The organism is Streptomyces sp. NPDC059989 (genome assembly GCF_042736975.1).
GTDB lineage: Bacteria > Actinomycetota > Actinomycetes > Streptomycetales > Streptomycetaceae > Streptomyces.
This window is the reverse complement of the sequence record NZ_JBHWUO010000020.1, coordinates 65,117-78,696: the sequence shown is the minus strand read 5'-3', so window position 1 is coordinate 78,696 and position 13,580 is coordinate 65,117. Positions and strand designations below refer to the sequence as shown.

At 69.8% G+C, this 13,580-nt stretch carries 12 protein-coding genes; 4 read left to right on the top strand and 8 right to left on the bottom strand.

Translation table 11 applies throughout. The features are described from left to right. Window positions 1-37: 37 nt before the first annotated feature. The 3 genes from ACFWBN_RS19735 to ACFWBN_RS19725 are packed head-to-tail and all read right to left on the bottom strand — an operon-like array spanning window position 38 to window position 2,693. Window positions 38-901: a metal ABC transporter permease gene (locus ACFWBN_RS19735; protein ID WP_385178162.1), complete on the bottom strand. Its 864-nt coding sequence runs from the start codon at window positions 899-901 to the stop codon at window positions 38-40. Next, a complete protein-coding gene (locus ACFWBN_RS19730) occupies window positions 901-1,692 on the bottom strand; it encodes a metal ABC transporter ATP-binding protein (protein WP_385178161.1) in 792 nt (263 codons plus the stop codon). Before ACFWBN_RS19730 ends, ACFWBN_RS19735 begins: the two co-directional genes overlap by 1 nt. A 29-nt stretch (window positions 1,693-1,721) precedes the next feature. Beyond that, window positions 1,722-2,693 carry a metal ABC transporter substrate-binding protein gene (locus ACFWBN_RS19725; protein WP_385178160.1) on the bottom strand — a complete coding sequence of 324 codons (972 nt, stop codon included), beginning with the start codon at window positions 2,691-2,693 and terminating at the stop codon, window positions 1,722-1,724. Window positions 2,694-2,847: 154 nt separating this feature from the next. On the opposite strand from ACFWBN_RS19725, the gene ACFWBN_RS19720 reads away from it, so the two are divergent. Continuing rightward, complete coding sequence (locus ACFWBN_RS19720) at window positions 2,848-4,230, top strand: glycine--tRNA ligase (RefSeq protein ID WP_385178159.1); 1,383 nt, start codon at window positions 2,848-2,850, stop codon at window positions 4,228-4,230. Window positions 4,231-4,309: 79 nt separating this feature from the next. On the opposite strand, the gene ACFWBN_RS19715 is transcribed toward ACFWBN_RS19720, so the two are convergent. From ACFWBN_RS19715 to ACFWBN_RS19700, 4 genes are all read right to left on the bottom strand, one after another. Continuing rightward, window positions 4,310-5,020, bottom strand: a complete 711-nt coding sequence (locus ACFWBN_RS19715) for a VC0807 family protein (protein ID WP_385178158.1) — start codon at window positions 5,018-5,020, stop codon at window positions 4,310-4,312. Window positions 5,021-5,170: 150 nt separating this feature from the next. Continuing rightward, complete coding sequence (locus ACFWBN_RS19710; protein ID WP_385178157.1) at window positions 5,171-5,764, bottom strand: TetR family transcriptional regulator; 594 nt, start codon at window positions 5,762-5,764, stop codon at window positions 5,171-5,173. Window positions 5,765-5,784: 20 nt separating this feature from the next. Beyond that, window positions 5,785-6,834, bottom strand: coding sequence for an aldo/keto reductase (locus ACFWBN_RS19705; RefSeq protein WP_385178156.1), 1,050 nt, complete (start codon window positions 6,832-6,834; stop codon window positions 5,785-5,787). Between the two features lie 62 nt (window positions 6,835-6,896). After that, on the bottom strand, window positions 6,897-7,241 hold the full coding sequence (locus tag ACFWBN_RS19700) for a DoxX family protein (protein ID WP_385178155.1): 345 nt from the start codon (window positions 7,239-7,241) through the stop codon (window positions 6,897-6,899). 91 nt (window positions 7,242-7,332) lie between these two features. Here ACFWBN_RS19700 and ACFWBN_RS19695 point away from each other — a divergent pair, with 91 nt between their 5' ends. After that, entirely contained in the window at window positions 7,333-7,788 is a 456-nt protein-coding gene (locus tag ACFWBN_RS19695) for a MarR family winged helix-turn-helix transcriptional regulator (RefSeq protein ID WP_385178154.1), read from the top strand. A 42-nt stretch (window positions 7,789-7,830) separates the two neighbouring features. Here the strand turns inward: ACFWBN_RS19695 and ACFWBN_RS19690 are convergent, their stop codons facing one another. Next, complete coding sequence (locus ACFWBN_RS19690; RefSeq protein ID WP_385178215.1) at window positions 7,831-9,240, bottom strand: MFS transporter; 1,410 nt, start codon at window positions 9,238-9,240, stop codon at window positions 7,831-7,833. 79 nt (window positions 9,241-9,319) lie between these two features. Between ACFWBN_RS19690 and dusB the strand changes: the two genes are divergently transcribed. Then, window positions 9,320-10,480, top strand: a complete 1,161-nt coding sequence (dusB, locus tag ACFWBN_RS19685) for a tRNA dihydrouridine synthase DusB (RefSeq protein ID WP_362811827.1) — start codon at window positions 9,320-9,322, stop codon at window positions 10,478-10,480. Between the two features lie 364 nt (window positions 10,481-10,844). Then, entirely contained in the window at window positions 10,845-13,553 is a 2,709-nt protein-coding gene (gene ppdK / locus ACFWBN_RS19680) for a pyruvate, phosphate dikinase (protein WP_385178153.1), read from the top strand. The last annotated feature ends 27 nt before the right edge of the window (window positions 13,554-13,580 follow it).

Sequence of the window (13,580 nt, the reverse complement as noted above, 5' to 3'; positions counted from 1 at the left end):
CCTCCTCGTATCGGCCTGCGGCCATTGTGCCAGTCCGCTAGACCTTCACATCGTCCCGCGTGCAGACCTCCTCGGCCGTACGGGCGGCTTTGGCGCGGCGCCGGGCCAGCGGGGCCGACAGGGCCGTCATCGCCATGAAGACGGCGATGGCGAGCAGCACGATCATGGCGCCCGAGGGCGCGTCGAGGTAGTACGTGGTGGCCGTGCCGGTCAGGGCGACGGCGAGGCTGATCGCGACGGCGAGGCCCAGGGTGGTGGCGAAGCCGCGGGTGACCCGCTGGGCGGTCGCCACGGGGATCACCATCATGGCGCTGACCAGCAGCAGGCCGACGATGCGCATCGCGACGGTGACGGTGACGGCGGCGGTGATGGCGATCAGCAGGTTCAGCGCGCGCACCGGCAGGCCGGTGACCCGGGCGAACTCCTCGTCCTGGCAGACGGCGAAGAGCTGCCGGCGCAGGCCGATGGTGACGGCGAGGACGAAGGCGGCGAGGATCGCCATCGCGGTGAGGTCCTCGGGGGCGACGGCGGTGATCGAGCCGAACATGGCACTGAGGAGCTTGGTCGTGGAACCGCCGCCCATGTGCATGATCATCACGCCGCCGGCCAGGCCGCCGTAGAAGAGCATGGAGAGCGCGACGTCGCCGCTGGTCTTGCCGCGGGAGCGGATCAGCTCCATGGCGACGGCGCCGACGACGGCCACCAGCGTGGCCATCCACACGGGGCTGGTGTTCAGCACGAAGCCGATCGCGACACCGGTCATGGCGACATGGCCGAGGCCGTCGCCCATGACCGCCTGGCGGCGCTGGACGAGGTACGTGCCGATCGCGGGCGCGGTGATGCCCACCAGCGCGGCGGCGATCAGCGCGCGCACCATGAAGGGGGAGGCCAGGAGGTCCATCAGCTCAGCAGTCCCGTCCGGAGGGGCTCGGCGTCGTGCGCCGCGTGGGGGTGTACGTGGTCGTGGCCGGGCAGGGCGTGCTGGCCCACGGCCTCCGGAGGCGGTCCGTCGTGGACCACGCAGCCGTCGCGCAGGACGACGGCCCGGTCGATCAGGGGCTCCAGCGGGCCCAGCTCGTGCAGGACGAGGAGGACGGTGGAGCCGGCGGCGACCTGCTCGCGCAGGGCGTGCGCGAGGACCTCCTGGTTGGCGAGGTCCACGCCCGCCATCGGCTCGTCCATGATCAGCAGCTCGGGTTCGGCGGCGAGCGCCCGGGCTATGAGGACGCGCTGGTGCTGGCCGCCCGAGAGGGCGTTGACCGAGGAGTCGGCGTACGCGTCCATGTCGACGAGGGCCAGGGCGCGCTCCACGGCGGCCCTGTCGGCCTTGCGGAGGAGGCCGAAGCGGGAGCGGGCCAGCCGGCCGGAGGAGACGACCTCGCGGACCGTGGCGGGGACACCGCTCGCTGCGGTGGTGCGCTGCGGGACGTACCCGATGCGCGACCAGTCGCGGAAGCGCTTGAAGTCGGTGCCGAATAGGGACAGGGTGCCGCCGGCGAGCGGGACCTGGCCGACCACGGCGCGTACGGCGGTCGACTTGCCGGAGCCGTTGGCGCCGAGCAGGGCGACGACCTCACCGCGGCGGACGGTGAGGTCGACCCCGCGCAGCACGGGGCGCGAGCCGAGCGAGGCCGTGGCCCCGCGCAGGGATATGACGGGCTGGTCGTCAGCCGGTCGGGGCGTGGACTGCATGGCTCGCGCCTCCGTTGCTGCTGCTGTCATTACTTGGCTCCGAGCGCCTTCTGGAGGTTCTTCAGGTTGGACCGCATGACCTCGAAGTAGTCAGCGCCCTGGGACTTGTCGGTGATTCCCTCGAGCGGGTCGAGGACGTCGGTCTTCAGGCCGGTGTCCGCCGCGAGGGTCTTGGCGGTCTTGTCGCTGGCCAGGGTCTCGAAGAACACCGTGGTGACATTCTCCTTCTTCGCGATCTCCTGGATCTCCTTGACCCGGGCCGGGCTGGGCTCGGACTCGGGGTCGACCCCGGAGATGCCCTCCTGGTCCAGGCCGTAGCGCTCGGCGAGGTAGCCGAAGGCGGAGTGGGTGGTGATGAAGGTCTTGGAGGCCGGGTTCTTCAGGCCGTCCTTGAACTCGGTGTCCAGCGCGGTCAGCTGGCCGACCAGCTCGTCGGTGTTCTTCTTGTAGTCCGCGGCGTGGTCGGGGTCGGCCTTCTCCAGGGCGGCGCCGACGCCCTTGGCGACCTCCGCGTACTTGGCGGGGTCCAGCCAGACGTGCGGGTCCTCGCCGGCCCCGCCGTGGCCGTGGTCGTGGCCCTCGGCCTCGTGGCCCTCTTCGCCCCCGTGGTCGTGTCCGGAAGTGCCGTGCGCTTCCAGCTTGGTGAGGGTCGCGGCGTCGACGACGCTCTTCACGCCGGACTGGGCGACGGCCTTGTCGACGGCGGGCTGCAGGCCCTTGAGGTAGAGGACCACATCGGCTTCGCCGAGGCGCCCGGTCTGCTTCGGGGTGATCTCCAGGTCGTGCGGTTCGACGCCCGGCTTGGTGAGGGTGTCGACCTTCACGTGGTCCTTGCCGATCTGCTCGGCGAGGAACTGCATCGGATAGAACGACGCCATCACGTCGAGCTTGCCGTCCTTGCTGCCGGTGGCACTGGCTCCGGAGCAGGCGGTCAGGGCCGTGGCGCCGAGGGCGACGGCTCCGGCGAGGGCGGCTGCGGGTATGAGGCGTCGTACGTTCATGACATCCATTTTCATCAAAGATGGAAACGATTGTCAAAAACCCAGGTGAGAGGGCCGGGCCGGGGCGGTGGAAGGGGTATCCGATTTGAAAGGGAGGGTGTGGGCGCCGGTAACCTGAGGCATTCGCCGTTCGTCCTCGTATGAAGAGAGCACCGTGGCCGCCGACAAGATCGACACCATCGTCAGCCTGAGCAAGCGCCGTGGCTTCGTTTTCCCTTGCAGTGAGATCTACGGCGGCTCCAGGGCTGCCTGGGATTACGGCCCGCTCGGTGTCGAGCTCAAGGAGAACATCAAGCGCCAGTGGTGGAAGGCGATGGTCACCGGGCGTGAGGACATCGTCGGTATCGACTCGTCCGTGATCCTGGCCCCCGAGGTCTGGGTGGCCTCCGGCCACGTCGCGACCTTCTCGGACCCGCTGACCGAGTGCACCTCCTGCCACAAGCGCCACCGTGCCGACCACCTGGAGGAGGCGTACGAGGCCAAGCACGGCCGCCTGCCGGCGAACGGCCTCGCGGACGTCAACTGCCCCAACTGTGGCGTGAAGGGCCAGTTCACCGAGCCCAAGCAGTTCTCCGGCATGCTGGAGACCCACCTCGGCCCGACCCAGGACACCGGCTCCAAGGCCTACCTGCGCCCCGAGACCGCCCAGGGCATCTTCACCAACTTCGCCACCGTGCAGACCACCTCGCGCAAGAAGCCCCCGTTCGGCATCGCGCAGATGGGCAAGTCCTTCCGGAACGAGATCACTCCGGGCAACTTCATCTTCCGCACGCGCGAGTTCGAGCAGATGGAGATGGAGTTCTTCGTCAAGCCGGGCGAGGACGAGCAGTGGCAGGAGTACTGGATGGCCGAGCGGTGGAACTGGTACCGCGACCTCGGCATCCGCGAGGAGAACATCCGCTGGTACGAGCACCCGAAGGAGAAGCTGTCCCACTACTCGAAGCGCACCGCCGACATCGAGTACCGCTTCAACTTCGGTGGTAACGAGTTCTCCGAGCTCGAGGGCGTGGCCAACCGCACCGACTTCGACCTCAAGGCGCACTCCGCCGCCTCCGGCCAGGACCTGACGTACTTCGACCAGGAGGCCGGCGAGCGCTACACGCCGTACGTCATCGAGCCGGCGGCCGGTGTCAACCGCGCCATGCTCGCCTTCATGCTCGACGCGTACGTCGAGGACGAGGCCCCCAACGCCAAGGGCGTCATGGAGAAGCGCACCGTCATGCGCCTCGACCCGCGCCTGGCGCCGATCAAGGTCGCCGTCCTGCCGCTGTCCCGCAACGAGAAGCTGTCGCCGAAGGCCAAGGGTCTCGCGGCCGACCTGCGCAAGTTCTGGAACATCGAGTTCGACGACGCCGGCGCCATCGGCCGCCGCTACCGCCGCCAGGACGAGATCGGTACGCCGTTCTGCGTCACCGTCGACTTCGACACCCTGGACGACAACGCGGTGACCGTGCGCGAGCGCGACACCATGAAGCAGGAGCGCGTCTCCCTGGACCAGATCCAGAGCTACCTCGGCAGCCGCCTGCTCGGCTGCTAGGTCCTCTCCCAGGACGCACGAAGACCGGTGGCCCGGTGCGCGAGGAGCGCACCGGGCCACCGGTCTGTTCGGCCCCGGATCAGGCGGCCGGGGAGTCGGCCTGCGCCGCGGCCGCCTCGGCGGCGCGGCGCTCGCCCTCGGCCTGGGACCGCTTGCCGTAGAGCGCCGTCCACACGCCCAGCGCGCCCAGCACCCCGTAGATCATGATCGGGCTCAGGGTCACCATGGTCTTGGTGTCCAGTGCGTACGCCAGGGCGATCCTGACCAGCGCCTCGGCGACGTAGGCCACGCCCCAGACCAGGGTCATGGTGCGCATGGTGGTGCGGAAGCCCTCGTACTGCCACAGGCCGTTCCACCAGGCCGTGCTCTCCGGAGTCCCGTCGGTGGCGAACTTGCGGCCGAAGTAGAACATCAGCGGGCGCGGTGCGAGCAGGGTGGCGAGGCAGAGCAGGCCGAACAGCCCGGTCACGCCCGAGTCCTTGATCAGCAGGGCGCGGGCCGAGTGGGCGCCGACGAGCGAGACGACGGCCGTGATCACCAGGAACACCAGGGTGACGACGGCGAACTCGTCGAGCTTGCGGCGCCAGGCCACGCTGATGGCGCTGTCGAGCACCGGCCAGGCGCTGCTGAGGAGCAGCGCCGAGAACTCGCTCCAGCCGTGGTCCTCGGTGAGCGTGTTGTACGTGATGATCGGCGCGACCACGTTGAGCCCGATGGTCAGGATCCAGCCGAGGGCGGTGGCGGCGCCGGAGCGGGCGGGAGGTGCGGGTCGTGCTGCTTGGGCGGACAAGGTTCCCCCTGGAACGTGCCTGATGAGTGCGGTAGGGGGAACGTAGGGACATGTGGGTGGCATGTACAAGGCGACCAGGACCAAAATGATCGCCAAGCTGTCCGGACCGGCTGGTTCCGGACAGGCCGGGCCGGGCCGCCGTGGCCCGCGTCAGGCGCGCAGGCCCCGGATGATCAGCGAGGTGACCGCCTCGAACTCCGTGAAGATCGTGGGCGAGAGCCAGTCGGCCGCGTACTGCGGATCGTGGAAACGGCCGGTGGCATCGAAGACCGCACGGGCGGCGGCCGGCACGTCCTCGGCGGAGAGCGAGCCCGCCTCGACCCCCTCGGCGATGATCCGGCCCAACTGGTCGATCAGCTCGGTCAGATGGGCGTCCACGATGCCGCTGTTCTCGGCGAGCAGCACGGTGTAGGTGGCGAACAGTTCGGGGTCGTCGCCGGCCTTGTGGCGCTTGGCCTCGAAGAGGGCCTCCAGCCACGCCTCCAGCTTGGAGGGGGCGCTCTCGGAGGGCGCCGAGGCGATCTCCTCCAGCATGACGACGCTCTTGGCGAGCCAGCGGTCCGTGACGGCCTCGCGCAGCGCCGCCTTCGACGGGAAGTGCCGGTACACGCTGCCGTGGCTGACGCCCAGGGCGCGGGCCACGTCCACCACCGTCGCCTTGGTGGGGCCGAAGCGGCGCAGCACCTCCTCGGTGGTTTCGAGGATGCGCTCGGGTGTCAGGGGCTCGGCAGCAGCGGGTGGCATGGGACGACCGTACCGTCAGCTCAGTGTTCGCTGTCGAGGTGGGCCATCTGGGCCGCCGGGTACCGCTCGCCCGCCGCGGCGCCGGCGGGCACGGCCTCCTCGATGGCCGCCAGGTCGGCCGCGCCGAGGGTTGTCTCCGCGGCGCCCAGCGCCTCGGCGAGCCGGTCCCGGCGCCGGGCGCCCACCAGCGGCACGATGTCCTCGCCGCGCGAGAGCACCCAGGCGATGGCGGTCTGGGCCACGCTCACGCCCTTGCTCTCCGCGACCTTGCGCAGGGCGTCGACCAGGTCGAGGTTGCGGTCGAGGTTGTCCCCCTGGAAGCGGGGGCTCATCCCGCGGAAGTCGCCCGGGGCCAGCGCGCGGTCACGGGTGAAGTGGCCGCTGATCAGCCCGCGGGAGAGCACCCCGTACGCCGTGATGCCTATGCCGAGCTCGCGGGCGGTCGGCAGGATCTCCGCCTCGATGCCGCGGGAGATGAGCGAGTACTCGATCTGGAGGTCCGCGATGGGGGCCACGGCGGCGGCCCGGCGCAGGGTGTCCGCGCCGACCTCGGAGAGGCCGATGTGCCGGACGTGCCCGGCCTGGACCGCCTCGGCGATGGCGCCGACGGTCTCCTCGATCGGGACGTCCGGGTCCACGCGGGCGATCCGGTAGATGTCGATGTGGTCCCGGCCGAGCCGCTGGAGCGAGTAGGCCAGGAAGTTCCTGACGGCCTCGGGCCGGCCGTCGTAGCCGGTGAAGCCGCCCTCGACCGTGCGCAGGGCGCCGAACTTGACGCTGGTCAGCGCCTGCTCGCGGGCCGCGGCGGGCGCGGTGCGCAGGGCTTCGCTGATCAGCAGCTCGTTGTGGCCCATGCCGTAGAAGTCGCCCGTGTCGAGCAGGGTGACGCCCGCGTCGAGGGCCGCGTGGATGGTCGCGAGGGACTCGGCGCGGTCGGCCTCTCCGTAGAGGGCGGACATCCCCATGCAGCCGAGGCCGAGGGGGAAGACGGACGGGCCGGTTGTGCCGAGCGTGCGGTGGGTCGCGGTCGTAGGGGTCCGGGGTGCGGTGACGTTCTCGTTCGTAGCCATGAAACGAGAATGGCATGACGAGTGACAGATTTCAATATCTGTCACTCGTCAGTGTGAGGCGGCTACGACAGGGCCCGCAGGATCAGGGCCGCGGCCGCGACGGCGGTGAGGACGGCGGCCGGGGCGAGCTCGTAGTCCTTGGCGCGGAGGTGGGTGATGACCGCGCCGATGAAGTAGAGGGTCACGCCGATGGCCGCGGCCACGCCGAGCGGGGTGATCCACAGGCCGACGATCAGGCCGATCGCGCCGGCGGCCTTGAGGACGGCCAGGCGTGGCAGCCAGGAGTCCGGGACCTGGACCTTCCGCATGCCGGTGACGATCTGGTCGTTGCGCTGCAGCGTGAGGGTGGCGGAGGCGGCGAGGACGAGGGCGAGCAGCCCGCCGACGACGGCGTAGGCGATGAACATGGAGGGCTCCGATGGTCGGTGGTGATAAACCATTGATTAGCATCAACGATATCCCTCATGCAATGATTCCGTGATTGTTACGATGTGGGACATGACGGCAGATCAGGACGGATCGCACCCCCCGCAGCGGCTGGGCCTGCTGCTGGCCTGGCACGGAGCGGTGACCCAGACCCGGATGAAGAAGGCGCTCAGCGCGGCCGGGCTCACCCCGCGGCACGCGATGACCCTGATGCACCTGGAGGACGGCCCCATCAGCCAGCGGTCGCTCGCCGAGCGGCTGGAGGTGGACCCGAGCGTGCTCGTGGGGATCCTGAACGACCTGGAAGGCGACGGCCTGGCCGAACGCCGCCGGGACGCGGCCGACCGCCGCCGTCACAACGTGGCCATCACCGAGGCCGGAGCCACCGCCCTGGGCAAGACCAACGCGGCGCTCGACGCCGTGGAGCAGGGCCTGTTCGCCGCCCTCTCCGAGGGCGACCGGACCACGCTGCGCGGCCTGCTGGCGCGGATCGACACCCACGCGGACGACTTCGACTGCCAGGAGTAGCCCGCGCGGTTCGCGTGGCGGTCCGACCGGCCTGCGCCGCGGTCAGACGTCGGCGGGCGCCGGGGCGGTCTTGGGGTCCAGGGTGCGGGCCGTGCGCTCCGCCGTCCCGCGCGCCCAGGCACCGCTCGTGGCCGCACCCACGACCAGCACGAGCACCCCGCACAGCGTGATGATCCACCAGGCCGGGCGCGCGGCCGCCGTGAAGTCGGCGCCCCCGGCCATACCGGCCGCCAGGACCGCGCCCACGATGGCGACGCCCAGCGTGCCGCCGGTCTGCCGGCTGGTCGATGCGATGGCGGCAGCGACGCCCGCCTGGGAGCGCGGCATCCCGGAGACCGCGGTATTGGTGATCGGCGCGTTCAGCATGCCGAAGCCGAGCCCGAACAGCACGTACCCGGTGAACAGCAGCGTCGTGGACGTCTCGGCCTGGAAGACGGCGAACAGCAGCCCGCTCACGCCCATGGCGACGCCCGCGATCAACAGGGGCAGCCGCGGCCCGCGACTGCCCACCAGCCGCCCCGACAACGGCGCGAAGAGGAAGGTCAGGACGGCCATCGGCAGCATGTAGAGCCCGGCGTGCAGCGCGTCCAGCCCCCGTACGTCCTGGAGGTACAGCGTGTTCAGGAAGAGGAAGCCGGCCATCCCGGCGAAGCCGCTGATCGCGATCACGGTCGCCCCGCTGAAGGGCGCGCTCCGGAAGAACCGGAGATCGATCAGCGGCTCCTCGCGCCGGGGCTCGTAGACCAGCAGCCCGACGAGCGAGGCCACGGCCACCAGGGCGCATCCCATGATCAGCGGCGAGCGCCAGCCCTCGGCCGGCGCCTCGATGATCCCGTACGTCACCGTCCCGAGCAGGAGCATGACCAGCACCTGGCCCACGGGATCCGCGCGCCGCGGCCGCGCCGCGCGGGACTCGGGGATGTGGCGCAGGGTCAGTACGAGCGCGGCCAGGCCGACCGGCAGGTTGATCCAGAAGATCGAGCGCCAGCCCACCGAATCGACCAGCACACCGCCGATCAGGGGGCCCGCGGCCATGGAGATGCCACCGACCGCCCCCCACACGCCGATGGCCCGCGCCCGCTCGGCCGGATCCGTGAACGTGTTGGTGATGATCGACATCGCCACCGGGTTGAGCATCGCGCCGCCGACGGCCTGGACCATGCGGAAGAAGATGAGCCAGTCCAGACCGGGTGCGAGCGAGCACAGCAGGGAACCCGCGCCGAAGAGCACCAGGCCGGCGACGAACACCTTGCGCCGCCCGATCCGGTCGGCCGTGGAGCCCATCAGCATCAGCAGCGAGGCCAGGACGAGGGTGTAGGCGTCGATGGTCCACTGCAGGCCCGCGACCGAGGCGTCCAGCTCGCGCCGCATGGAGGGGAGCGCGACGTTGAGGACGGTGTTGTCGAGACTGACGATCAGCAGGCTCATGCAGCAGATCCCCAGGACGATCATGCGCTGCCGGCGACTCTGCTGATTCGGCTGACTCGGCTCGATCATGCCGCCGATGCTACGTCTGCCGCACCCCCTCGGCATGCGGGACAATGGGCGGATGACCACGCTCCCTCCGCCCCTCGCGATCGGCCCGCACACCGTGCAGCCCCCGGTGGTGCTCGCGCCCATGGCCGGCATCACCAATGCCCCGTTCCGTACCCTCTGCCGGGAGTTCTCGGGCGGCAAGGGGCTGTTCGTGAGCGAGATGATCACGACCCGCGCCCTGGTCGAGCGCAACGAGAAGACCATGCAGCTGATCCACTTCGACGAGACCGAGAAGCCCCGCTCGATCCAGCTGTACGGGGTGGACCCGGCGACGGTCGGCAAGGCGGTCCGCATGATCGTCGAGGAGGACCGCGCCGACCACATCGACCTGAACTTCGGCTGCCCGGTCCCCAAGGTCACCCGCAAGGGCGGCGGCTCGGCCCTGCCCTACAAGCGGAACCTGCTGCGCGCGATCCTGCGCGAGGCCGTCGCCGGCGCCGGCGACCTGCCGGTGACCATGAAGATGCGCAAGGGCATCAACGACGACCACCTCACCTACCTCGACGCCGGCCGGATCGCCGTCGAGGAGGGGGTCACCGCGATAGCCCTGCACGGGCGCACCACCGCCCAGCACTACGGCGGCACCGCCGACTGGGACGCCATCGCGCGGCTCAAGGAGCACGTGCCGGAGATCCCGGTGCTCGGCAACGGCGACATCTGGTGCGCGGAGGACGCGCTGCGCATGGTCCGCGAGACCGGCTGCGACGGCGTGGTCGTGGGGCGCGGCTGCCTGGGGCGGCCGTGGCTGTTCAACGACCTGGTCGCGGCCTTCGAGGGCCGCCCCGAGGACTTCCACAAGCCGACGCTGCGCGAGGTCGCCGCCACCATGCACCGCCACGCGCAGCTGCTGGGGGAGTGGATCGGCGACGAGGCGCGCGGGGTGATCGACTTCCGTAAGCACGTGGCCTGGTACCTCAAGGGTTTCTCGGTGGGATCCGAGATGCGCAAGAAGCTCGCGGTCACCTCTTCGCTGGCCGAGCTGGACGCTCATCTGAGCGAGCTCGACTTGGATCAGGCGTGGCCCGAGAGTGCGGACGGTCCGCGGGGTCGGACGTCCGGAAACAACCGAGTTGTCCTGCCGGACGGCTGGTTGAAGGATCCGTACGACTGCGCGGGTGTGAGCGAGGACGCTGAACTGGACACGTCCGGAGGCTGACAAATCGCCCTCCGTGCTGCGTGATATACGCCACGCATGGGTAAGGTTTCGCTCAGATGAGCAATCAAGCCACGGGTAAGACTTTCAAAGGGTGGCACTGGGTGCCACCCTTTGTTCGTTCAAGACTTGAAGGCAAATGGATCGATGATCGCTCATCCGAGCGCGAACAGGCCCTTCCGGGCCCCTCTTCATTCGGGATGTGAACGCTCTTCGTACCTTCTGATTACTCGTGAGTTACTTTCGATCTGCTGGCGCATGGGTGGTTACAGCCGCATGTCGACCAAGTGGACATACCCATAAGCCTTCGATCTGGGTATGTTCCTGGCCGTCAGGGCAGCCACCGAGCCTCGAGGAGTCGAGACCCGTGTCGGAAAACAAAGATCAGAAGTTCGTCTACGACTTCACCGAGGGCAACCGCGACCTCAAGGACCTTCTCGGCGGCAAGGGGGCCAACCTCGCCGAGATGACCAACCTTGGACTCCCGGTCCCTCCCGGCTTCACCATCACCACCGAGGCCTGCAAGGTCTACCTGGAGAGCGGTACGGCCCCGGCCGCGCTGCGCGACGAGGTCAGCGCCCACCTTGCCGCCCTCGAGAAGAAGATGGGCAAGAAGCTCGGCCAGTCGGACGACCCGCTGCTGGTCTCCGTGCGTTCCGGCGCCAAGTTCTCGATGCCGGGCATGATGGACACGGTCCTCAACATCGGCCTCTCCGACGAGTCCGTGACCGGCCTCGCCTCCCAGGCCGGTGACGAGCGCTTCGCGTGGGACTCGTACCGCCGCCTCATCCAGATGTTCGGCAAGACCGTCCTCGGCGTCGAGGGCGAGCTCTTCGAGGACGCCCTCGACGACGCCAAGGCCGCCAAGAAGGTCACCGTCGACACCGACCTCGACGCCGCCGACCTGAAGAAGCTGGTCACGCGCTTCAAGAAGATCGTGGCGAAGGAGGCCGGCCGCCCCTTCCCGCAGGACGCCCGCGAGCAGATGGACCTCGCCGTCGAGGCCGTCTTCAACTCGTGGAACACCGACCGCGCCAAGCTCTACCGCCGCCAGGAGCGCATCCCGAGCGACCTGGGCACCGCGGTCAACATCTGCTCCATGGTCTTCGGCAACCTGGGCCCCGACTCCGGCACCGGCGTCGCCTTCACCCGCGACCCCGCCAGCGGCCACGCGGGCGTCTACGGCGACTACCTGCAGAACGCCCAGGGCGAGGACGTCGTCGCGGGCATCCGCAACACCGTGCCGCTCGCGGACCTGGAGGCCATCGACAAGGCCTCGTACGACCAGCTCATGACGATCATGACGACGCTGGAGAACCACTACAAGGATCTCTGCGACATCGAGTTCACCATCGAGCGCGGCCAGCTGTGGATGCTCCAGACCCGTGTCGGCAAGCGCACCGCCGGCGCCGCCTTCCGCATCGCCACCCAGCTCGTCGACCAGGGCCTGATCGACGAGGCCGAGGCCCTCCAGCGCGTCACCGGCCACCAGCTGGCGCAGCTGATGTTCCCGCGCTTCGACGAGGACGCCAAGACCGAGCTGCTCGGCCGCGGCATCGCCGCCTCCCCGGGCGCGGCGGTCGGCAAGGCCGTCTTCGACTCGTACACGGCCGTCAAGTGGTCCCGCTCGGGCGAGAAGGTCATCCTGATCCGCCGCGAGACCAACCCGGACGACCTGGACGGCATGATCGCCTCCGAGGGCATCCTGACCTCGCGCGGCGGCAAGACCTCGCACGCGGCCGTCGTCGCCCGCGGCATGGGCAAGACCTGTGTCTGCGGCGCCGAGGAGCTCGACGTCGACACCAAGCGCCGCCGCATGACGGTCGGCGACACGGTCATCGAAGAGGGCGACGTCGTCTCCATCGACGGCTCCACCGGCAAGGTCTACCTCGGTGAGGTACCCGTCGTACCGTCCCCGGTCGTCGAGTACTTCGAGGGCCGCATGCACGCCGGCGCCGACGACGCCGACGAGCTCGTCGCCGCCGTGCACCGGATCATGGCCTACGCGGACCGCGTCCGCCGGCTGCGGGTGCGCGCCAACGCCGACAACGCCGAGGACGCGCTGCGCGCCCGCCGCTTCGGCGCCCAGGGCATCGGCCTGTGCCGCACCGAGCACATGTTCCTCGGCGAGCGCCGTGAACTGGTGGAGCGACTGATCCTCGCGGACACCGACGAAGAGCGCGAGGCGGCACTCAGTGCCCTCCTGCCGCTCCAGAAGAAGGACTTCGTCGAGCTGTTCGAGGCGATGGACGGCCTGCCCGTCACCGTCCGCCTGCTGGACCCGCCGCTGCACGAGTTCCTGCCCGACATCACCGAGCTGTCGGTGCGCGTCGCACTCGCCGAGTCCCGCAAGGACGCCAACGAGAACGACCTGCGCCTGCTCCAGGCCGTCCACAAGCTGCACGAGCAGAACCCGATGCTGGGTCTGCGCGGTGTCCGCCTCGGCCTGGTCATCCCCGGCCTGTTCAAGATGCAGGTCCGGGCGATCGCCGAGGCCGCGGCCGAGCGCAAGAACGCCAAGGGCGACCCGCGCGCCGAGATCATGGTCCCGCTCGTGGGCACCGTCCAGGAGCTGGAGATCGTCCGCGAGGAGGCCGACCAGGTCATCGCCGAGGTCGAGGCCGCCACCGGCACCAGCCTCAAGCTGACCATCGGCACGATGATCGAGCTGCCCCGCGCCGCCCTGACGGCCGGCCAGATCGCCGAGGCCGCGCAGTTCTTCTCCTTCGGTACGAACGACCTGACCCAGACGGTGTGGGGCTTCTCCCGCGACGACGTCGAGGCCAGCTTCTTCACCGCGTACCTGGAGAAGGGCATCTTCGGGGTCTCGCCCTTCGAGACCATCGACAAGGACGGCGTCGGCACGCTGGTCCGCAGCGCCGTCCAGGCCGGCCGGGCCACCCGCCCCGACCTCAAGCTCGGCGTCTGCGGCGAGCACGGCGGTGACCCCGAGTCCGTCCACTTCTTCCACGAGGTCGGCCTCGACTACGTCTCCTGCTCGCCCTTCCGGATTCCGGTGGCGCGCCTGGAGGCCGGTCGTGCGGCCGCCGAGGCGAAGGGCAGCGACAGCCGCTGATCCCCGGCCCGCGCAAGGGCCTCGTAG